Origin of the sequence: Thioclava sediminum, assembly GCF_002020355.1 — a bacterium.
Lineage (GTDB): Bacteria > Pseudomonadota > Alphaproteobacteria > Rhodobacterales > Rhodobacteraceae > Thioclava > Thioclava sediminum.
On sequence record NZ_MPZV01000002.1, the window covers coordinates 433,556 to 454,284 of the forward strand.

General features: G+C 65.4%; 22 protein-coding genes. 5 read left to right on the plus strand and 17 right to left on the minus strand.

Annotated elements, in window-relative coordinates; translation table 11 throughout:
• Window positions 1-56: 56 nt before the first annotated feature.
• Window positions 57-2,348 carry a glycosyl hydrolase family 28-related protein gene (locus BMI91_RS09280; RefSeq protein ID WP_078604754.1) on the minus strand — a complete coding sequence of 764 codons (2,292 nt, stop codon included), beginning with the start codon at window positions 2,346-2,348 and terminating at the stop codon, window positions 57-59.
• A gap of 253 nt (window positions 2,349-2,601) precedes the next feature.
• On the opposite strand from BMI91_RS09280, the gene BMI91_RS09285 reads away from it, so the two are divergent.
• Window positions 2,602-3,456 carry a CHAD domain-containing protein gene (locus BMI91_RS09285; protein WP_078604755.1) on the plus strand — a complete coding sequence of 285 codons (855 nt, stop codon included), beginning with the start codon at window positions 2,602-2,604 and terminating at the stop codon, window positions 3,454-3,456.
• Here BMI91_RS09285 and BMI91_RS09290 read toward each other — a convergent pair.
• Window positions 3,453-5,099 carry a lysine--tRNA ligase gene (locus tag BMI91_RS09290; RefSeq protein ID WP_078600417.1) on the minus strand — a complete coding sequence of 549 codons (1,647 nt, stop codon included), beginning with the start codon at window positions 5,097-5,099 and terminating at the stop codon, window positions 3,453-3,455. The two genes, BMI91_RS09285 and BMI91_RS09290, sit on opposite strands and share 4 nt — an antisense overlap.
• Before the next feature lie 105 nt (window positions 5,100-5,204).
• Between BMI91_RS09290 and BMI91_RS09295 the strand changes: the two genes are divergently transcribed.
• Window positions 5,205-5,627: a tellurite resistance TerB family protein gene (locus BMI91_RS09295; protein ID WP_078522614.1), complete on the plus strand. Its 423-nt coding sequence runs from the start codon at window positions 5,205-5,207 to the stop codon at window positions 5,625-5,627.
• A 63-nt stretch (window positions 5,628-5,690) separates the two neighbouring features.
• On the opposite strand, the gene dacB is transcribed toward BMI91_RS09295, so the two are convergent.
• From dacB to BMI91_RS09330, 7 genes are read right to left on the minus strand one after another with little or no spacing between them, the layout of a single operon-like run.
• Entirely contained in the window at window positions 5,691-7,118 is a 1,428-nt protein-coding gene (gene dacB, locus BMI91_RS09300; RefSeq protein ID WP_078604756.1) for a D-alanyl-D-alanine carboxypeptidase/D-alanyl-D-alanine endopeptidase, read from the minus strand.
• Window positions 7,119-7,169: 51 nt separating this feature from the next.
• The gene (locus BMI91_RS09305; RefSeq protein ID WP_078522612.1) at window positions 7,170-7,787 is read right to left on the minus strand and encodes a nicotinate-nucleotide adenylyltransferase; all 618 of its coding nucleotides are present in this window, start codon (window positions 7,785-7,787) and stop codon (window positions 7,170-7,172) included.
• 50 nt (window positions 7,788-7,837) lie between these two features.
• Window positions 7,838-9,040 (minus strand): GGDEF domain-containing protein, encoded by a 1,203-nt coding sequence (locus BMI91_RS09310; protein ID WP_078604757.1) that lies wholly within the window; start codon window positions 9,038-9,040, stop codon window positions 7,838-7,840.
• Entirely contained in the window at window positions 9,040-9,651 is a 612-nt protein-coding gene (locus BMI91_RS09315; protein WP_078604758.1) for a heme NO-binding domain-containing protein, read from the minus strand. The genes BMI91_RS09310 and BMI91_RS09315 overlap by 1 nt, the downstream gene beginning before the upstream one ends.
• 60 nt (window positions 9,652-9,711) lie before the next feature.
• Window positions 9,712-11,445 carry a DUF4153 domain-containing protein gene (locus tag BMI91_RS09320; protein WP_078604759.1) on the minus strand — a complete coding sequence of 578 codons (1,734 nt, stop codon included), beginning with the start codon at window positions 11,443-11,445 and terminating at the stop codon, window positions 9,712-9,714.
• Window positions 11,446-11,496: 51 nt separating this feature from the next.
• On the minus strand, window positions 11,497-12,201 hold the full coding sequence (locus BMI91_RS09325; RefSeq protein WP_078604760.1) for an HAD family hydrolase: 705 nt from the start codon (window positions 12,199-12,201) through the stop codon (window positions 11,497-11,499).
• Between the two features lie 45 nt (window positions 12,202-12,246).
• Window positions 12,247-12,525 (minus strand): DUF3572 domain-containing protein, encoded by a 279-nt coding sequence (locus BMI91_RS09330; RefSeq protein ID WP_078542139.1) that lies wholly within the window; start codon window positions 12,523-12,525, stop codon window positions 12,247-12,249.
• Between the two features lie 143 nt (window positions 12,526-12,668).
• Here BMI91_RS09330 and BMI91_RS09335 point away from each other — a divergent pair, with 143 nt between their 5' ends.
• On the plus strand, window positions 12,669-14,063 hold the full coding sequence (locus BMI91_RS09335; RefSeq protein WP_078604761.1) for a diguanylate cyclase: 1,395 nt from the start codon (window positions 12,669-12,671) through the stop codon (window positions 14,061-14,063).
• Between the two features lie 110 nt (window positions 14,064-14,173).
• Here the strand turns inward: BMI91_RS09335 and BMI91_RS09340 are convergent, their stop codons facing one another.
• The 4 genes from BMI91_RS09340 to BMI91_RS09355 form a co-directional block, all read right to left on the minus strand.
• Window positions 14,174-14,680, minus strand: coding sequence for a periplasmic heavy metal sensor (locus tag BMI91_RS09340; RefSeq protein WP_078548755.1), 507 nt, complete (start codon window positions 14,678-14,680; stop codon window positions 14,174-14,176).
• On the minus strand, window positions 14,680-15,102 hold the full coding sequence (locus BMI91_RS09345; RefSeq protein WP_078604762.1) for a hypothetical protein: 423 nt from the start codon (window positions 15,100-15,102) through the stop codon (window positions 14,680-14,682). Before BMI91_RS09345 ends, BMI91_RS09340 begins: the two co-directional genes overlap by 1 nt.
• Entirely contained in the window at window positions 15,095-15,679 is a 585-nt protein-coding gene (locus BMI91_RS09350; RefSeq protein WP_078548761.1) for an RNA polymerase sigma factor, read from the minus strand. Before BMI91_RS09350 ends, BMI91_RS09345 begins: the two co-directional genes overlap by 8 nt.
• Before the next feature lie 94 nt (window positions 15,680-15,773).
• Window positions 15,774-16,625 carry an EF-hand domain-containing protein gene (locus BMI91_RS09355; RefSeq protein WP_158522127.1) on the minus strand — a complete coding sequence of 284 codons (852 nt, stop codon included), beginning with the start codon at window positions 16,623-16,625 and terminating at the stop codon, window positions 15,774-15,776.
• 197 nt (window positions 16,626-16,822) lie between these two features.
• Here BMI91_RS09355 and BMI91_RS09360 point away from each other — a divergent pair, with 197 nt between their 5' ends.
• Both BMI91_RS09360 and BMI91_RS09365 read left to right on the plus strand, forming a co-directional pair.
• Entirely contained in the window at window positions 16,823-17,224 is a 402-nt protein-coding gene (locus tag BMI91_RS09360) for a DUF983 domain-containing protein (RefSeq protein ID WP_078604764.1), read from the plus strand.
• Window positions 17,217-17,924, plus strand: a complete 708-nt coding sequence (locus BMI91_RS09365; protein ID WP_078604765.1) for an NUDIX hydrolase — start codon at window positions 17,217-17,219, stop codon at window positions 17,922-17,924. The genes BMI91_RS09360 and BMI91_RS09365 overlap by 8 nt, the downstream gene beginning before the upstream one ends.
• Here the strand turns inward: BMI91_RS09365 and BMI91_RS09370 are convergent.
• The 4 genes from BMI91_RS09370 to BMI91_RS09385 are packed head-to-tail and all read right to left on the minus strand — an operon-like array spanning window position 17,921 to window position 20,719.
• A complete protein-coding gene (locus BMI91_RS09370; RefSeq protein ID WP_244176596.1) occupies window positions 17,921-18,823 on the minus strand; it encodes a DMT family transporter in 903 nt (300 codons plus the stop codon). The genes BMI91_RS09365 and BMI91_RS09370 overlap by 4 nt on opposite strands.
• Window positions 18,820-19,326: a lipocalin family protein gene (locus tag BMI91_RS09375; RefSeq protein WP_078604766.1), complete on the minus strand. Its 507-nt coding sequence runs from the start codon at window positions 19,324-19,326 to the stop codon at window positions 18,820-18,822. The genes BMI91_RS09370 and BMI91_RS09375 overlap by 4 nt, the downstream gene beginning before the upstream one ends.
• Entirely contained in the window at window positions 19,323-19,673 is a 351-nt protein-coding gene (locus tag BMI91_RS09380) for a hypothetical protein (protein ID WP_078604767.1), read from the minus strand. The genes BMI91_RS09375 and BMI91_RS09380 overlap by 4 nt, the downstream gene beginning before the upstream one ends.
• Complete coding sequence (locus BMI91_RS09385; protein WP_078604768.1) at window positions 19,673-20,719, minus strand: aldo/keto reductase; 1,047 nt, start codon at window positions 20,717-20,719, stop codon at window positions 19,673-19,675. The genes BMI91_RS09380 and BMI91_RS09385 overlap by 1 nt, the downstream gene beginning before the upstream one ends.
• Window positions 20,720-20,729 lie beyond the last annotated feature (10 nt).

Here is a 20,729-nt window from a genome sequence, read left to right on the forward strand (position 1 = left end):
TCGCCCCACGCGCCGCCTTGCCGATCCGCCCGGATCGGCCCCGCCCTTGCGTCCCGTCAGATCGGGTTATCCATCCGCAGCGTGACCTGCAGCCGACCCTTCGCCGCCTCCGGCCAGTTCACCGTGATCTGGTTCTTGGCCGCGCCCTGCTCCACCGCGACATAGGGCATCGCGTCGATCCGCGCCCCCGAGCCGTCGCGAACCATGCCCTCGGCGATCAGGCTCTGCACGTTGCGCGCCCAGCCCCCGAAGGGCAGATACTCGCTCGCATCCACCGTCCAGACCGATTGCGCCGTGGACTGGTTCACCTCGACCATCACCGGGTTCTGCGAGATGTCGTTGATCGCGTTGAACATATTCGCCTCGAACACCACGTTGCGCACCCGCGAGCGGTCGATATCCGCGAAACTCGTGTCGATCTTCTCGATCCGGTCGACACTGCCGTTGAGCGATTTGAACACGTTATTCGTCACGCTCAGACCCTGAATGAAATGCCCCGGCCCATAGGGCTTGATCGACAGCCACGTGAACCACGGCGCGACATTGATGCACACGCAGGTATTGCCCGTCACCGTCAGCCCGCCAAAGCTGTATTCACTCGCGAAATCCGGCTCGGCGTCATGCTCGTTGGTCCACTCGATCACCGAGTTGTCGATGTAATTGCCGGTCACCGCCGACTGCACATTGGTCTGGGTAAAGACCAGCCCCGCCACGCGCACGCCGTTGCTTTCCTCATCGCCCTGAAACCAGTGATTGCCGACGATCAGATGCCCGGAGCCATTCAGCACGAAACTCGTCCCGAAGCGTACGAAGCGCGAGTCGCGGATCTTGCTGTCGTTGGCATTAACGTTGAGCACCATCGACTTGCGGTCCTGCGCGGGCACCAGCATCTCGTCGGACAGGAACTGACAGCCATCGATCAGGAGATCCTGACACCCCCGCCCGATCGAAGTGATCGCGCGATCCTTGGGCCGCACCACATAGCTGTCGCGGATCTGGAACATCTGCCCGTCAGGCGCCAGCATGATGCAGCTCGCCGCGCCGTTGCAGAGGAATTCCACATTGGCGATGTTGAACCGGTCGAGCTTCTCCATCCCCGAGAAATCCAGCACATATTGGTGGCGCGTGAACGTGTAGGTCCGCGTGCCCGACCCGCCATAAAGCGGCTGCGAAAGATACAGTGTCTGCGCGCCGACATTCTTCGACTTCACATAGACCTCGCGCCCGACCCCGGTGCCGGTGATCCGCGCACCAACCGGGATATTCGCGATATTCGCGACCGAGGTCAGCTGCATCGACTGGCTCACCGAATAGCTCGCCTGCGACGTCACCACCTCATCGTCCCAAGCAGAGCCCGCGATCACGTTGATCTGCCCGTTCTGCAGAACCCGGCGGTTGGAAAAGCTCGTAAGGTCCGGCGCGATCTCCTCGATGCGGATCGGCTCGGTCACCTCGACGCGGCGCCCTTTCAGGTCCAGCACGTTGTGATCGGTATAGCCGAACAGCGCCTGCAGCGCTTTCTTGAAGCCCGCCAACTCATCGCCGAACGCCGCCGCATAGGTCGGAAAGTCGAAGGACGACATCAGCGCCAGTTTCGCTGCGACCGGCATCACCAGCGTGCCCACGAATTCGACCGGCGACGAGATCGAAATCGTGCTGCCCAGGTAATAAACGCCCTCCGAGACGAAAACCTTGCGCCCGTTCGCCGCCTGATCGGCCGCGTTGAACGCCGCGACATTGTCGGTCGTCCCGTCGCCCACCGCGCCGTAATCGCGCACATCCACCCAGCCCATCAGGTCACGCAGGAAAGCCTCGGTCACGTCCTCGATCTCGATATCGTCGATGCGTACCACGCCACCATTCGCGCCGGTCAGGTCCAGCCCGAAATGCCCATAGACCGCATCCAGCCCCCACGGCATATCGACACCGTCGCGCGAGCCGGTCCCGACGATCGCCGACACTTCGACCACCGCGCCATAGCTTTGCAGCGCGACTGTCGGGCCGACCTCGACCACGCCGCTCACATGGCTGCCTGATCCCGTCACCGCATAGCCCGCGACACGCACCTCCGGCAGGTTGCCGCTGACCGCCTTCACCCGCGCCCGGATGCGCAGGTAAGTCCCGGGCAGGATCGGCGTGTCTCCCATGTAGCGCAGTTTCTGCACGGTCTGCGTCTTGAGCATCTCCAGACAGCCGCCGAAATCCGCATCCGCCGGAACCAGCACGGCATTGCCCGTGCTCTCATAGGTCGTGGAGCCCGGCGTGCCATCCTCGCTCGACCATTGATCCAGCCCTTCGGCGAATGCGGGCGGGGTCAGCACCAGCCCTTCGGTAATCGCGACGTTCATCTGCAATCCTCTTGTCCATGTTCCCACCCGCGCGCCCCTTGCCATGCCAATTGCGCGCCGGGACCGACCGAAAGCGCCCGCGCTTCGGCCCGAACAAAGCTAGAAGGAAAGGTTAAAGAAGACCTGAGAGGGCCGTTCGCAGCCTCCGGTCACGGCCTGCGCTCCCGCTGCCCCTCCCGCTTCGCAGGTGACAGCGTCATGCGCCTGACATATCCTCGCGCCACATCGGGTGAGCAGCCAAGAGGAGCCGCAGATGGTTTACGCCATATCCCCCGACGACAAGCCCCCGACGAAAGCCCTGCGCCGCATCGCGCGCAGCGAGCTTGGGACAGCCGTTAAACTGGCCGACAAGCCCGACCCGTCGGTTCACTCCCTTCGCAAAGCGATCAAGAAGACCCGCGGCCTGATCCGCCTCTTCGCGCCGCATTTCTCCGATTTCCACAAGGAGAACGACGCCTTGGTCGAAGCCGCCCGCGGCATTTCCAGCCTGCGCGACGACGAGGTGATGCGCGCCTCGCTTATCCGGCTCGGGCGCGAGGGGCCTGATCTCGACGGTGCGTCTGCCGCCCGCGCCATGCTCGACGCGCTGCCCGCGACCCCGCCCCCGAAGGAAGGCGACATCTCGACATTCGCGAAACGCGTCACGGAAATCCGCAAACGCGCGAAGGATTGGGACGTCACCGAAAAGGGCTGGCCCGCCTATGAGGCCGGATTGTACGAGACGCTGAAAGATTGCCGCAAGCGTCTGAAAACCGCGCAGAAATCTAGGGCTGGCTTAGACCTGCACCATTGGCGGACGCGGGTGAAGCAGCACTGGTATCACACCCGCCTGCTCGCCCCGATCTGGCCAGAAATGCTGCATCCGCGCGAAGACGCACTCGACACTTTGGGGGAGTTGATCGGCGACCATCACGACCTGCATGTGCTCGAGATGAAAGTGCCAGAGCATCTCGACCCCGAAAGGGCCGAGGCTTTGCTTGCACTGATCCGCACCGAATCCGCCCGACTGGAGGCCGAAGCCTTCACCCTCGGCGCCAGGATATTCGCCGAGCCCCCCGAGCCGCTTTGCGACCGCTGGGGGGCTTGGTTCGATCTCTGGAAAGCTTAGTCGACCAGTTCGCCCGCCAGCGCCCGCTCGATCAGCGCGACGGTCTCATCGACACCGTAAAGCGCGATGAACCCGCCGAAACGCGGCCCTTGGCTCTGGCCCAGCAGCACCTCGTAGAGCGCCTTGAACCAATCGCGCAGGTTCGCGAATTCGTGGTTCTTGCCGACCGCGAAAACGACCGTCTGAAGGAACTCGTCGCTATGGAAATCGGCCTCCGGCAGCGGCTCTTCGTTGCCGGCCGCCGCGTTCTTGCGCGCGATCTGGTCGAGCGCCGCCTCTTCCGATTTCAGCGCCTTGGCCAGATCTTCCAGCGCGGCACGTTCGGAGGCGTCGGGCGCGCGGAAGACCAGCGTGGGTTTCACGAAATCCTCGAAATACTTCAGCGCGAAGCCTGCCGCCTGATCGAGATCGGGATTGCCTTCCGGGCTCGCCTCGGGCGCGTAGCGCTTGATGAAGCCCCACAGCCCTTCCTTCTCGGTCGCGCCCGCGACGCTCGCAAGATTGAGCAGCATCGCGAAAGGCACCACCATCCGGCTCTCGGGAGGATTGCCGCCGTGGATGTGCCAGACCGGGTTGTTCACCTGCTGCTCGATCGGCTGATCGGGATAGGCGCGCAGCTGCTGGTGATATTCGTCCACCGCCTTCGGGATCACGTCGAAATGCATCCGCTTCGCGGTCTTCGGCTTGAGATACATGAAGTAGCTCAGGCTCTCCGTCGCCGCATAGGTCAGCCATTCGTCGATCGACAGGCCATTGCCCTTCGACTTCGAAATCTTCTCACCATTCGCATCAAGGAACAGCTCGTAGGTGAAGTGCTCCGGCGCACGCCCACCCAGCACGCGGCAGATGCCGTCATAGATCGGCGTGTTGGTCGAGTGGTCCTTGCCATACATCTCGAAATCGACGCCGAGCGCGGCCCAACGCATCCCGAAATCGGGTTTCCACTGCAGCTTCACATTGCCGCCGGTGACCGGCAGCGTCCATTCGCGCCCGTCCTCGTCGTCGAAGGTCACGGTGCCGTCGCGCGCATTGACCTCCTTCATCGGGACATAGAGCACGCGGCCCGTCTCGGGATGGATCGGCAGGAAGCACGAATAGGTCTGCTGACGCTCTTCGCGCAGCGACTTCAGCATGATTTCCATGATCTGATCGTATTCGTAAGCCGATTTGATCAGCATCTCGTCGAACCGACCCGACTTGTAGTAATCGGTCGCGCTCGCGAATTCATACTCGAACCCGAACGTATCGAGGAAACGGCGCAGCATCGCGTTGTTGTGGTTGCCGAAGCTGTCGAACTCGCCGAAAGGATCGGGCACCGAGGTCAGCGGCTTCTGCTCATGCTGACGCAGCATGTCCTGATTGGGCACGTTGCTCGGCACTTTCCGCATCCCGTCCATATCGTCCGAGAAGCACAAAAGCTTCGTCGGGATATCCGAGATCAGCTCGAAAGCGCGACGGATCATCGTCGTGCGCGCAACTTCGCCAAACGTGCCGATATGCGGCAGACCCGAGGGACCGTAGCCCGTCTCGAACAGGACGTAACCCTTTTCCGGGTCCCGTTTCTCGTAACGCTTGAGCACCCGGCGGGCTTCCTCGAAGGGCCAGGCCTTGGATTTCATCGCAGCGTCACGCAAGCTCGTCATTGCATACCTCATGAAGGCGCCCCGTGCGCCCAGTCGCGCCTGACCTATTGAAGCGGACGGGGACAGTCAATAATTAGCACTCGAACACTATCAAGGAGCTCCCACGTGCCCGACGTTCTCGCCTCGCTTTCGCCCCAAGACGCGCTCGTCGCCGTGATGGTCGCGATTTCCGCCGCCGATGAGGACGTGCCGACCTCCGAACTCGTCGCAATCGAGCGGATAGTGAACCACATGCCGATCTTCGCGGGCTACGATTTCGACCGCGTCTCGCGGGTATCCCGCTCGGTCTTCACGCTGTTCGAAGAGGAAGACGGGCTCGAGGCGCTGTTCGGCCTGATCCGCGACGCGCTGCCCGAACATATTTTCGAAACCGCGTATGCGCTGGCCTGCGATGTGGCCGCCGCAGATGGCACGATCCGTCAAACCGAACTACGTCTTCTCGAAGAAATTCGCGGTGAGTTGGCGATCGACCGGCTGCACGCCGTCGCCATCGAATGGGGTGCGAAAGTGCGCCACGTCACGCTCTGATCGGACGATAGAGTCCCGGCGAGGAAACCTGACGACCGCCCCGCCGTCCAGGCGGAGCGACCCTCAGCCGTAAATCCCGGCCCAACGCTCCAACAGCTGGCTCTGCAGGATTTTCGACGCCCGCACCCATTGGACCTGCCCCGGCGGGCGCGGCGCCGAGCCCGCACGACGACGCCGGTTTAGATCGGCGGTGAAGATCGCGAAGACCAGTTCGGTGCCATCAGGCGCGGTCATATAGCCCGCCAAAGTCGAGACGAAATTCAGCGTCCCGGTCTTCGCATCCACTCGGAATGGCTGGGCTGGCATGTTCTTGCCCGTCGCATCGCGCAGCTTGAATGGCTTCATCAAACTGCGCAGCCCCATCGGCGCACCAAGATTGCGCAGCGCCGCCACCATATCCTGCGGCGAAAGCTCGGCATCGGCCCGCAGCCCGGAATGGTCGGTAAACCGGGCCGAGCGCGCGCCCGTGCGTTGCTGCAGCCACTGGGTCATCGTCTGTCCCGACTGCTTCAGGGAGTTCCCCGCGCCCAGCCGCTTGCTGACCGTCATACCCACCGCTTCCGCGGTGATATTGGTCGAATATTTCATCATCTCGCGCAGAACCGGCACAAGCGGATCGCTGCCATGGCTCACCAGAACCGTGCCGCCGGGCAGGTTGCGCACCGCTTCCGGCGCGGGCAGCGGTGTGCCCTGTGCGCGGGCCAATGTCTGAAACACGTCGCCCGCATAGGCCGCCGGATGGCGCACCGGCAACCACCGGCTTCCGCCCCGCCCCAAGGCCGCCGAGGCGACCGTCCAATGCTCGACCCCGCCGCGGTCGGAATAGGTGAAAGTGGGCGAGGAGCGTTTCGCGATCGACGCCTTCGCGGTATAGGCCTGCGGCTGCACGTCGCGCCCGCGCGCATCCATGCTCAGCGCCCAGCCCCCACCGGAGCGCCGCCACTGGAAATGCACGCGATTGAAGTTCAGCATCAGCCCGGAGATCGACGGGTTGTAGCCCGCGAAAATCGGCTGATCGTTTGCAATCTCGTTCTTGTAGGGCAACGCCCCGGCCCAAGTCAGAAAACGCCCCGTGACGCCCTGCACGCCCTTCGCCGCCAGCGACTTCGCCATCGCGTTCAGATCGTCGGTCGTCAGCGTCGGATCGCCCCCGCCCGCGAGGATCAGATCTCCCTGAATGCGCCCGCCAGAGATCGGGCCGGTCGCGATCAACTGCGTGCCAAAACGGAAATCGCCGCCCAGTTGCTCCATCGCATAGAGCGAGGTGATCGACTTGAGCGCGGAGGCGGGCGGCATCGCTTGGCCTGCATTGCGCTGTTCGAGGATCTGGCCGCTCTTCAGGTCCGCGACGACATAGCCCACATCGCCGCTGAGCCCGGCCATCCGGACCAATTCGGTTGCCGCGACCGTCTGGCCGAAGCCCGTTTTCGGAGTGGCGAAAAGCGCGGCGCCACCCAGCAGTGCAAAGCGGCGCGATATCGATAGCGGCATGGCGATTCCTCCCTCGGCGTCAATCCGAGCGTAGCGCGCCCCGCACCGTCTTCAAGCGGGTGTCGATGCCCGCCAGCCGCCTTTCTCGCGAATTTCCGTGGAGGAAAGAGACGACATCGGAATGTTGACGAAGCACCAGCGCGGCGCCGGTCCGTCTAGGAGGCGCTGCGAGGCGACCGCGGGCAATTCGGCCCCCGCATAAATGCGCGCCGCGCGCGCCCAGCGCCCCGGCATCCGCCAGCCCGGACGCGCCAGCACACCGACCGGCACGCTCTCCATGATCGTGCGCCAATGATCCCAGCGGTCGAACTGCACGAGGTTATCGGCCCCCATCAGCCACGCGAAATCCACGCCGGGATAGAGCGCACGCAGCCGCGTTATCGTGTCGGCCGTGTAACGCGTGCCGAGCCGCGCTTCGAGGTCGGTCACCACCACGCGCGGATCGCCCCCAAGGCTCGCCCGCGCACTCGCGATCCGCTGATCGAGCGGCGCGGGCCCATGCGCCTTGAGCGGGTTGCCGGGGCTCACGATCCACCAGACCCGATCAAGATTGAAGCGGCGCAGCGCCTCACGCGTGATCAGGACGTGACCTTCATGCGCCGGATCGAACGACCCGCCCAGAAGACCGATGCGCTGTCCGGCGCGGGCATAGGGAAATCCTTGTCTCATGCGCTGCCCTTACCCGAAGGCGACCGGTCAGGAAAAGAGCGTTTGTTCGGCTAACGCGCAGCGCCGGGTGACGTCGCCGGCTCATCCTCGACGTTTTCGACAGGCCCGGACCCGAAACGAAGGCATCCGCGCCCTGCTGTCTTCGCGGCATAGGTCGCTCGGTCGACATCATTCTGCAGCGCCTCGATCTCGAGGTTCTCGTAGTCGCGCGACGACACAGCGCCGAGCGATCCCGAGACCAGACATTCCTGCCCCCGATACCATTTCGGCGCTTTGAGCTGTTCGATGATGCGTGCCGCGAGCGTGCCGATCTCCGCGCGGCTCGGATTACCGCGCAAGAGAACGAGGAACTCATCGCCGCCCATCCGCGCGACCAGATCACCTCCGCGCACGCTTTCGCACAGGTTGCGGGCCACCAGTTGCAACACGAAATCCCCCGCCGCATGGCCTTGTGTGTCATTGATCGTCTTGAAGTGATCGAGGTCGACCTGCAGCAAAGCGAAATTCGCCAGCCCGTTCGTCGCGTGGTCGACGGCCCGCGCAAGCGCCTGTGCCATTGCCCGGCGGTTGGCGAGTTTCGTCAGCGGATCGCTCAGCGCCTGATCTTCCGCCGCTTTGCGCGCCTGATCGAGCCGCCCGGTCAGGGCCCGCAACTCCTCCAGCACGAGCGATTTCGCTTCCTGAAGATAGAGCATTTCCATCGCGAGATCGGCGGCGGAGAAATCATGTTCGGTCAGGTCGAATTCCGCCACGAGTTCGCGCAGGTGAATGCCGAAGCTGAAATTGAGGAGCATATCGCCCCCCGCCTGCGTCGGCGCCCCCCCCTGAATTGGCGGACCCGCGTGGCTCACCAGCGCGCCACGCAGGCTTACCTGTGGGCGCATGCGAAGGGTGACATGCAGCATCTCCTCCGCCGTCATGGCCCCGAGGGAGCGCCCGCAGCGCCCGATCTGGCGATCGCAATCAACAGCACCGCAACTTGAGCGCAGCTCTTTCGGGCACATCCGCACCGCCCCGCCGCGCCGCGCGACCGAGAAAAACCGCGAGAACGGCGCGCCGACGATCTGGGCTTCCGGCACCCCCAGAACCTTGCGCAACGTGCGCCCGACCCCAAGGATGCAGGCCCGCTCGTCGAGCCAGAGAAACATCGGCAAAAGCCCGGTCAACAGCGCCAGCCAATAGGCGTGCGCGCCCCGATCGGCGGGTGGCTGCGCGGCCAGTCTCGTGACAGTGTTCTCGCCCGGCACGCTCATCAGACCTCACCAATCATGCGCGCGAGGGCGAACTGGCGCGCCTCGGCATGGGTGGCGTCGAGCAGTTGGATCGTCACGGTTCCCCCCCTCGGGTCGGGATCGCGCAGATCGCGCCCGGCGACACGCGGCGGCACCTCGATCAGCGCGAGGCTGCCATAGTCATCCGCCATCGCGCGCAGGATCCCCGCCAGCACCGCCCCCCATCCCGGCAGATCCGCGGCGACGCGCAGACGGAACTGCCCCGGCTGGGTTGCGACCAGATGCAGGTCCGGCAGCTTGAGATCGGGAAGCGCCATGCGCGCGCGGTCATTCAACTCGTTGAGCGAGTTCAGAAAACCGCGATAGTCGCAGCCGCCGTAACGCAACAGCCGCCGCACCGCTTCGCGGCTGCACAGATGCGCCCCAAGGTCTTCCAAAAACTCGGATCGCGCCCGCCCCAACTCGTCGCAGGCGGCATCGATCAGCCGCAAGGTCTGCGCATCGTCATATTGCAGCAGGGGCTCATAGCTCTCGCCCGGCAAATCCGCGCGCCGCCGCACACGCGCGCAGAGCACCGCCCCGTGGGTGTCGGTCAGAAACGCCTCGATAGAGCGGTTGATCAAGCCGAGCATGTGTCCTCCTGATCGCCACGCTAGCGATCAGAAGTTAACAAAGCTCCAAACTCGCCCGGCTCAGCGCGACAGCGGCAAAAGACGCAGCCCACCGGCCTCAAGCGCCATGATCCCGCTCGGGGCCAGCTGCATCTCACCACGTTTGATCGCGGCGATGACAGGGGCCAGATCGACGCGGAAGCGCGGCTCGCCCTGCGCATCGACGACGCTGCCCCAACCGATCGAATCCCACGCGCCTTTCGACTGCCGCAGCACGTAGATCGCATCGCGGTCGGGCAGATGCAGCAGCACCATCGCCTCGTCGCCGGGAACATCCGAAAGAAAATCGGCCTCAATCAAAGCGCAATTCGCCGCCGCCCCCTCGGCCGAGGCGCAAAGCCCCGCCGCAACCTCGGGCGCGCGCGCGCGGATCGCATCGAGCAGCGCATCCTCGGGCGCTTTCGCACCGGGGGGCAGCACGAGATCCCGGCGCAGTTGAGCGCGCGCGGCGCTGGCACCCTCCGCCCCATCCGCAGACGGGCTCAAACGGGCCAAGGCCGTCGCGAGCGCGCGGTCATCACCGGCTTGGGTTTCCAACTCCGCGAAGGCCGCCTGCCCGGCAAGCCCCCAGTGGTTCTTCAAAGCGTAGAGCGGCAAAGCGCCCGCCGTGATGCGCCCCTCGCGATACAGCGCCAGTTGCGAGCGCGCAGCCACCCCGTTCGCGTCCAGCACCGGCGTCAGCCATGCCAGCGCGGCAAGAAGCAGGACTCCCGCCATGGCGATATTGATCCGCCGCAGACGCGCCATCCAGCCGCGCCCCAGCAGCACCGACCCGGCATAACCCAGCGCATAGCCCGCCAGAAGCACGATCAGCACCGCCTGCGCCACGCGTCCCGGGGTCCAGCCCTGCGCGGTGACGCTTTGCCATCCGGTCCAAGCCGCCGCCCCGACCAGCACGGGCAGCACCAATGCCAAGCCTTGAGCCGACAGGCGCAGGACCCGCGCCCGGACGGCACTTTCATCGTCGCGCTCAATGCCGATCGAGATCAGCGTCACCGCCGCCGCGGCCATCGCCAGCAGCGTCTCGATCTGCGAGAACCCGATCAGAGAGACTTCCCCCCGGCGCGCAATGAACCCGGCCACGAAGATCACCGCGACCAGCAGAACGGGCGGCAGCAACAGCCTCAGAAGCCGCAGGATCAGGGTCGGAGAGATCATCTCCTCCAACTCGGTCACCACCGCCAGTCCCAGCCCGAGAATGCCGCCCGACAATGCAAAGGCGAACAGCTTCTCCCGCAGAAGCTGGCGCAGGAAATCGAGATCCACACTCTCTAGCAGGCGCGCCGAGAGGTACAGCACGAGCCAGACCATCCCGAGGAAGATACACGCGGCGGCATAGCGCACCACGATATTCCACGCATGCAGGAACAGCGCCGGATAGTCGCTCCAGGCGCGCGACCCGCCCTGCGCCACGGCCATCGCGAAGGGCAGCGGCAGCATCGCCAGAACCGAAAGCGCGAGCAGCTCGTAAGGCATGTATCCCGCCAGCGACTCGCTCGCAGCATAGCCAAGCGACGCCCACCATCCGAGCAACGCGACCGGAGCCGCGATCAGCGCCGCCGCGCCGAAAGCCCTGCGCCAGCCAATCTCGCCCAGCATCGCAAGCGCGGTCGCGAAGAACACCGTGCCCAGAACCGACACGCCGAACTGTCCGTGCGCGTCAATCGGAAGCCGTTGCTGCAACTGGTTATCGAGCGCCCAGAAGAACATGCCCGCCAGCAGCCCAAGCAGAATATGTTGCAAACGTAGTTGCATGCGTCCCTCTCCTGTCTTGCGCGAGGCTCATCGCGCGTCTGACGCGTCTTGCTAGCCCGCGCGCTGAGCGAGCCAGTCGGGAAGCCCCCCGATATGATCGAGCACCGCATCAGCGAGCGGGGCCAGATCGGCCCGCTCCGCCGGTCCGCTCAGCACGCCGATCGCAATCATGCCCGCCGCGCGCGCCGCGTGCAGGTCATGCTGGCTGTCGCCGACCATCACGACCTCGGCCGGGTCCAGCCCCAGCGAATCCGCGAAGGCCAGAAGCGGGCGCGCCGTGGGTTTCGCCCCGTGCCCGCTGTCATAGCCGATAATCCGGTCGAAAAGATCGGTGATGCCCGCCTGCGCGGCATGCGCCCGCGCCGAAGACTCGGCATCGTTCGTGCAAATACCCAGCTGCAATCCGCGTCCGCGTAGATCGGACAGCAATGCTGCAAGCGGCACCGGCTCCACCAGAGGCACGTCATGCGCCGCCTGCTCCAGTTCGACCACCAGATCATCGAGCGACCGCCCCGGAAGATGCGGCAACAGCAGTTCCGCCGCCTCGCGAACCGTGCCCGCGATCACCGGCGAGTGCGGCTCGAATTCTATCCGGTCGAGGTCGAACCCGATCGCCGCGGCAAGCCTGGCGGCCTGCTCGGCATCCTTCGCCAACGCCTCGATCTGCAGCTTCGCCCAAGCGCCCCATGTCGCGTCGAAGTCGAAAAGCGTACCGTCCTTGTCGAACAGCACCGCCCGTATCTTGCCGCCTGCCATCTGCGATCTGCCTCCCTTTGCCGGCAGATTGCCCAAAGCTGCGCGTCAGGTCCAGTGGCGCAGATCGCCGCGCCCGAGAACCGCGCGCGCCTGCATCAGCGCCTCGGGCTGCACACCAAGGTCCTGCGCGCAATCCAGGACCACCTGATCGTCCTGCAGGACATGGTCGAGAACCCCTGCGAGGAAGTCCGGATCGCTCGCCTGCGCCCGCAAATCGTCCACGCTCGCCCCGGAATTGGCGAGGAACGCGCCGATCAGATCTTCGCGACCGGCAAGCCAGCCGAGGGTCTGCAACGCGAGCGTATGAGCGTTTTCTTGCCGCATGACGGGTCCTTCTCTGTCGGGGAGAAACGCTTTGTTAACCTATCGACCGCTAAGGTCAAGAAAAGGCGCGATGAGAAGCTGGCGCAGTCGGGAACCGCCCGATGCAAGCCGCACCGCGCCGGAGGTTGAAGGAGTAGCGTTATATGCCGGGATCGATCCTCATCGTGGATGATGTGGCGACCAATCGCATTGTGCTTAAGGCGAAGCTGACCGGCGCGCGCTACAACACACTGCAAGCCGCAAGCGCGGCGGAGGCGCTCGCCCTCGCGGCCGCGCAACGGCCCGGGCTGATCCTGCTCGACGTCACCTTGCCCGACATGACCGGAGAAGGCCTCATCGCCCGGTTGCGAGCGAACCCGCGGACCGGGCGCATCCCGATCATCGCGATGACGGGGCGCGACACGCCGGAGCTGCGCGTGACGCTGCTGCAGGCCGGGGTGAATGAGGTGCTGGCCAAACCCTTCGACGAACTGGTGCTGCTCGCCCGACTGCGCAGCCTGATACGCGCCCATGCCGGCGACGAAGATTCGGCGCTGCGCGAGCAGACCTGCCGGGAACTCGGCTTCGCAGAGGCGGCGAGCGACTTCGTCCCTCTCGCGCGGATCGCTCTGATCGCGCCCAACCCGTCCGAGGGACTGCGCTGGAAATCCGCGCTCGCGCCCCTGCTGACGACGAATCGGATTTTGCTGACCAGTTACGATCAGCCCTGCGGCGACGACCCCACGCGTCGCGCCCCCGATCTATTCGTGATCGGCGCAGACCTCGCGCAGCGCGGCGATGGTCTCCGGCTGATGTCGGAATTGCGCTCGCATCCCGAAACGCGCCATGCGGCGATCCTGATCGCCAGCGAGCCTGATGCACGCGAAACGCAAGCCAGCGCGCTCGATCTGGGCGCGGATGATCTGTTGCCCGCCGAGATATCGACGCCGCTCGCGGCAAAGGAAGCCGCACTCAGGATTGGTGCGCAGCTCCGCCGCAAGCGCCTGTCCGATCAACTGCGTCTCTCGGTCGACGAAGGTCTGCGTCTTGCGCTGGTCGATCCGCTGACCGGGCTGCACAATCGTCGCTACGTGAACGCGCATCTGTCGCGCATGTCCGAGCGCGCGCGCCGCACGGGCCATGGCTATGCGGTGATGCTGCTCGACCTCGACCGTTTCAAATCAGTGAACGACACCTATGGCCACGGCGCAGGTGACGAGGTGCTAGCGAGTATCGCCCGCCATCTGCGCCAAAGCCTGCGCGACGTCGATCTCATCGGTCGCATCGGCGGCGAGGAGTTTCTCGTGGCGCTGCCCGACAGTTCTCTGGTCGAGGGTTGCCGGATCTCGGAACGGCTCCGGCACGAAATCGCACAGAGCAAGATCACGCTGCCCGACGGACAAATGACGCAGGTCACCATTTCGATTGGCCTCGCCTTCGGCGGCACGCGCCATGACGATCCTCAGCATCTTATCGACGAGGCGGATGCGGCGCTTCTCTGCGCCAAGGGAAGCGGTCGAAACCAAGTGTCCCTCGCCCAACACACAAACGCGGCCTGACCCGAAATAGAAGGGTCACGCCGCGCGTGGGCAGGTGATGAGACTGAGGGTTGGCGATTTTCCAAACGGCGAATGGTGATGCCCCCTTGGGGGCGCCCGTCCGCCTGACCTCAGGGCTTGGGCTTTGGCGCGTCCTCGCGGTCCTTCTTGCGCTTGTCGAACCGCGCCGCGCCCTCGCGCAGACGCTCGGCAAAGCTATGCCGCGCCTCGGCGCTCATCGCGTCGAGCCGGTCGAGGATCAGTTGCTCGCCGATATCGACCCGCTGCACCGTCCGCGCCTTGTGTCGCTCAAGCAGCTCGGCCACCTGCGCACGATCCCAGGGCTCCGCGTCGATCGCAGCGATCAGCGCCGTCATGTCGCTGCGCGCCTGCCGCCGCATATCGCGGAACTCCGAGCCGCGCGCCTGCGCCGCCTTGCGCAGCGCATCACGATCTTCCGGGCTCAGCGCCCCGGTGAACGCGCCGAGGCTGACATCGCCCACGACCGGGCGCGGCGGATGCCGCTCATGCGCCAGCCAGCCGCCGATGAAGAACCCCAGCAAAAGCAGGTTCAGCACCGCCGACCCTATCAGCGCCCAGCGCAATCCCCGGCCATTTCGCGTCTCGGCAGCCGCCATCAGAACCCTCCTTCATCGGCGAAGGCGAAGGTGTCGCCCTCGGGTAGCAGGTTGACCGTGCCGAGGCTTTCGGTCGTGCTGCTGGCGTAAAACGGGCTGAGCGCGCCGATCTCGTCGGCCCCCACAAAGCCGATCCAGACCCCGGCCAGCGCGGCCGTGACCAGACCGCCCATCGGAGCCCAGCCGCCGAACGCGCCGCGAAGCGCGTCCCAGATACCGGCCAAGACGTCAGGCTTGTCGGACGCTCCAGCGGGGCCGGGACGCGCGAAGCCAGCTTGCTCCGCTTCCGCATCGGCCAGAACCCGGGCGAGGAACCCCGCCTCGGCCTCGGGCCCGCCCGCCGCGCGCGCCTCGCTGAACAGCTGCTCCAGCGCCGCGTCGTCGAACACGTCCGTCTCGCGATCCATGCGTTTGTCAGTCATCGCCAAACCCCAATTTCTCTCGCTGCCCCCGAAGCAGCTTGCTCAAAGCGCGTTTTCCACGCGCTGTCAGACTTTCTACGGCCTCGACGCCAGTTTCCATCGCGGCAGCGATCTCGGGATTGGACAAACCGTCGATATGTCGCAGTGTCACCGCGATCCGCTGCCGTTCCGGCAATTGCTCCAGCGCCGCTTCCAGCGCGGCCACACGGTCGCGCGCGATCAACTCGTCCAGCGCGCTCGCGCGGTCATCGGCCACCTCGGGCGCTTCATCCAGCCCCACGCCGCGGCGCTTGCGCAGCCGGTCCGTCGCGAGGTTGGCCACCACCCGATAAAGCCAAGTCGAGACCTTCGCCTCGCCGGCGCGCCACTCCGGCGCGATCTTCCAGAGCCGCAAAAGCCCCTCTTGCGCGACGTCCTCGGCCTCGGCCGCATCGCGCAGATAGCGATAGGCGAGCCGGTAGGCCAAGGGCCCGAAGCGCAGCGTCAACGCCCGCGCAGCCGCTCGGTCGCCCTGCGCGTAAAGCTCCAGCAGCGCCTCGTCCGAAGCCTCGTTCATCGCATCCAGTGCCATCGTCATTCCGTCAAAGGCCTAGCCTGCTTTCCCTGCGCATGCAATTTGACATGCAGCCGGGGCGCTTTTCCGCGCCCCGGCTTTTTTCACTGCTCGAAACTCAGTTCGTGGAGCGGCCCGAGCCATCCGCGGGTCCATTGCCCGGACCTTGACCTTGGCCAGCCCCGGCGCCCGGCTGCATCGGCGGCGTGCCCTGCGGGCCTTGGCCGTTCGGGCCTTGCCCCATCGGACCCTGACCCATCGGGCCGTCGCCTTGCATCATCCGCCCGTAGCCGTCGCGGTCGCCGTTCCACCCCATACGGTCATGGCCATGGCGATCCCCTTTGCCCATGCGGTCATGGCCGTGGTAATCGCCCTTGCCCATCCGGCCATGGTCGCGGCGGTCGCTCATCCGCTGCATGAACCGTTTGGCCATCTGCATCTCGTCGGCACTGATCGCCCCGTCATTGTTGCGGTCCATCCGGTCGAACATGCGCGTCGGCATCGGATGCGCCATCAGTTCGGCGGCCGACAGCTCGCCATCGCCATTGCTGTCCTGCGCGGCGAAGCGCGCTTTCACGCGGGCCTCGATACGGGCTTTCACCTTGGCCATCTCGGAATTGACGAGCTCCTCCTGCGAGATCATCCCGTCACCATTGGCGTCGAGCGCCTCGGCATCGGCGGCCCGCTTGGCCTGGATTTCCTCCATCGTCACCTGACCGTCGCCATTGGTGTCGAAACGGCTGATGTCGAAGCCGAAGCCGCGCCCATCCTGATCGCCCATCGCGCCGGGCTGCATTTTCTGGCTCATCCCGTTGGCCGGGCCGTTGCCTGCCCCATTCCCCGGCCCATTGCCCGGGGTCGCCTGTTGTGCCTGCGCCTGGTTGCCGGTCTGGTTCTGCGCCACCACCGGCATTGCGAGGGTGATCGCGCTGCCCGCGAGGATCGCTGCTACGAGGGTCTGCCTGTTCATGACTTTCATTCGAAACTCCTGTTCTCGCTCCCACGGCACATCTCGCGCCGTCGATGTCTAACCAAACGAGGCGCCCGCAGCATTCCGTCGCCAAACTCACGCATCCGTGATAGACCCGCCGGACTTTCCATCTGCCCCGGCTGCCGCCATACTGCCCTGCGAACGGGCGGAGAGAGACCGCCACAAGGGAGAGCGCAATGCAGTCGCATGACGAGTATCACGATGACCGCCCGCTGGGCCGCTCGATCGGGCGGGGCCTGCGCTGTCTCTGTCCGGCCTGCGGCAAGGGACGAATTTTGCACAGTTATCTCAAGGTGCGTGATACCTGCCCGTCCTGCGGCGAGGACCTCTCGCATCAGCGCGCCGATGACGGCCCGGCCTATCTGACGATCCTGATCGTCGGTCATCTCGCGATTCCGATGATGGCGGCCTATTTCATCGCCTTCCGCCCCGGCCCGTGGGAGATGATCTGGATTTTCGGCATCGGCTCGATGGTGCTCTCGGCTGTGCTTTTGCCGCTGATGAAGGGGATGCTGGTGGGCATCCAATGGTCGCGCCGGATGCATGGTTTCGGCGAAGGCGAAATCGTCCATGACTGACACGCGCCCCCCGGTCGACAAAACCGCGCTACGCGACGCGGCCAGCGTGATCGTCCTGCGCCGTGACGCGAATGCGACGCCGAGCGTGTTGATGGGCCAGCGTGGCGCTGGAGCCGCCTTCATGCCGTCGAAATACGTCTTTCCGGGCGGCGCGCTCGACGCCACGGATTGGGAGGTGCCCTTCGCCTCTCCCCTGCCCGCGCCCGATCACGCGCGGCTCGAGGCCGATGCGCCCGCAGGGATCGGCGGGGCGCTGGCCGCCGCCGCTCTGCGTGAGCTGTGGGAAGAGACCGGGCTGGTGCTGGGCGAGAAAACCAGCTGGCCCGGCGCGGTGCCCACCGATTGGCAGGGCTTCGCCGATCTGGGCTTTCTGCCCTCGGCGGCCAATCTGCATTTCGTGTTCCGCGCGATCACGCCGCCGGGCCGCCCGCGCCGCTTCGATGCGCGGTTCTTCCTGATCGATGCGGGCGCGATCCAGGGCGATCTCGACGATTTCTCGCGCGCCTGCGACGAGCTTTCGCATCTGCATTGGGTGCCCCTGCCCGAGGCGCGTGCGCTCAACTTGCCCTTCATCACCGAAGTGGTTTTGGCCGAAATCGCCGCCCTCATCACCACCAAACACGCGCTTGGCACGCCGCATTCGGTGCCGTTCTTCGACAATCGCGGGCCGCGTTCGGAGTTCCGGCGGATCGGGCTTTAACGTCCCGCCAGCACGATCACGATCAGCGACACCACGACGAGCGCGATGCCCGCTCCTTCGCGCTTGTGCAGCCGCTCGTGGAAGACCAGCGCCGAGGCGAGCAGCGTGAAGACGATCTCCACCTGCCCCAGTGCGCGCACGAAGGCCGCGTTTTGCAGCGAGAACGCGGTGAACCAACCCGCCGAGCCCAGAACGCCGGTGATCCCCACCAGCACCGTGCGCCGCCATGCGCCGAACACGCGGGTCAATTCGCCTGGCTCGCGCAGTCGCAGATAAAGCCCCATTCCGATCGATTGCGCGAAGGTCGCGCAGGCCAACGCGACGATGGCGCGGGCGAAGAAGTCGAGCGGCTCCAGCTCCAGCGTCGCGCCGCGATAGAAGATCGACGACAGGCCGAACAGCGCCCCCGCCCCGACGCCGTAAAGCGCCGCACGCGGGTTGAAGCCGCCTTCGGGCGGTTTGGTCAGGAACAGCACCCCCGCCAGCCCGATCGCGATCCCGATCCAGCCGATGGGGCCCACGAATTCGCCAAGGATGATCGCGGAGAACAGCGCAACCTGCACCGTCTCGGTCTTGGTGAAGGCCACGCCCACCGCGAAATTGCGCAAGCCGAACAGCGCCACCGTCAGGAAGGTTGCCGCCACCTGCGCCGCCCCGCCCGCAATGACGAATCCCCAGAAGGGGCCGCTCAGATGCGGCCATGGCGTGTTCGTCGCGGCCAGAAAGCCCAGCGCCGTTACAGCCGCGAGCGGAAAGCCAAACAGGAAGCGTGAAAACGTCGCGCCGCCCACTGAGAGCTGCGCCCCCGCCAGCAGCTTTTGCAGCATGAAGCGAATGGTCTGAACGGCCGCCGCGAACAGCGTCACCCAGACCCAGAGATGCACCGGCGCGTCGGTCACTTACCGACCTGCGTCATGTCATAGCCGTTGAAGTCCATGACATCGCGCGCAGCCTTGATCAGATCGGGCCGAGGCGGGGTCTGCCGCGACAGGATCATCCCCCAACGGCCCGAAGGCGTGCCGAGCACCGCCACCCGGTAATCGAAATCGACCCAGAGCACCCAAATCGGCTCGCCGCCGAACGCGTCCTTCGCCAGAAGCCGCCCGCCCGGCCCGGTCAGCGTCACGGTCTCGTCGACAGCAGCAGGCTTGATCGCACAGTTGGTGCCGCGCAGCCGGTAGGCGCTCTTGCCGTCCCACGCCCAGTTCTGCGTGCCCGAACACCCCGGAATGCCGCTTTCGACGACATGCCATTCGCCGCCGAAGCGCTGCGGATCAAACAGCGACGCCGAAGAGATCAGCGCGCCCGGTTTGCGCAGCGACGCGGTCTCCGGGGGCGTCGCACAGCCCGCGAGGGTCAGCGCGAGCATCCCGCCCAGCGCAGCGATCTTCGCCCAGCTCATTGCACGCATAGTTGCATCGGGTAGCCCGCCTCGCTCATCACCTCATTGCACCCCAGAAGAGGGGTCACCGGCGCGCAGGTTTTCGAGCGCGCGAGGCATTCGCCCTCGCACTCGCTGCCCGCCTGACAGCTTTTGCCGCTATCGGAGGTTATCTTCACACAGATGAACGCCCCGCCGCGCGCGACCCAGTTGCCGCCGCGCGCAACGCATTCGAATTTCCCGGCATCGATCTTCTCCTGGCCGACCAGCGGCAATTGCTCTGCCGTGTCGCCCTCGTCCGTGGGGCCGAAGGGATTGCAGCCCGCCAAGGCGAGCGCCGCACACAGAAGGATCGACGCCCCGCGCATCAGTAGGGCATCGGGTGATGCTTGTGGAGCTCCGCGATCTTGTCGAGCAGCTCCTTCGGCAGTTCCACCCCTTCGGCGTCGAGGTTCGGCTTGAGCTGGTCGACCGAAGTCGCGCCAACGATCGGGATCACCGGGAAGGGACGGCTCATCACCCAGGCAATCGCCATCGTCACCGGGTGAAGATCGAACTCCTTGGCCAGCGCGACATACCGGTCAGCGATCTCGAAAGCGCGCGGATTGGCGCGCCCGCCGAGATTGTTGACCAGCGACCGGCGGGTGTTGTCGGGGATCACGTCGCCCGAATATTTGCCCGTCAGGATACCGGCGGCGAGCGGCGAATAGGCCAGCAGCGTCACCTTCTCCTGTTGCCCCAACTCCCCCAGATCGAGGTCGTAGTAGCGGCACATCAGCGAATATTCGTTCTGGATCGTCTCGACGCGCGGCCCTTTGCCCGCCTCGGCCAGTGCCAGCCATTGCGCGGTGCCCCAGGCGCTCTCGTTCGACAGGCCGAATTCGCGGATTTTGCCCTCTTTACGCAGATCTTCGAGAGTCTCGAGACAGGCGCTCATATCGTCGAGCACTTCCTGCTTCGAAGGCTGCTTCGACGGATCGAAGCGCCACGTCTTGCGGAAGTGATAGGAGCCGCGATTGGGCCAGTGGAACTGGTAAACATCGATGTAATCCGTCTGAAGACGGGTCAGCGAATCCGTCACTGCCTGGCGGATGCGGGTCGGGCTGATCTCGGGGCCGCCCTCGATCGCGTTCGAGCCCTCGCCGGTGATCTTGGTGGCCACCACCAGATCGTCGCGCTTGCCGCGCTTGGCCAGATAAGTGCCCACGATCTGCTCGGTCCGGCCCATCGTCTCGGCCTTCACCGGGTTCACCGGGTACATCTCGGCCGTGTCGAGGAAATTGACCCCGCGGTCGAGCGCGAAATCGATCTGGTCATGGCCCTCGGCCTCGGTGTTCTGGCTGCCCCAGGTCATCGTCCCGAGACAAATCTCGGACACCATGATCCCGCTTTGACCAAGTTCCAGCTTGCGCATGCCCGCGCCC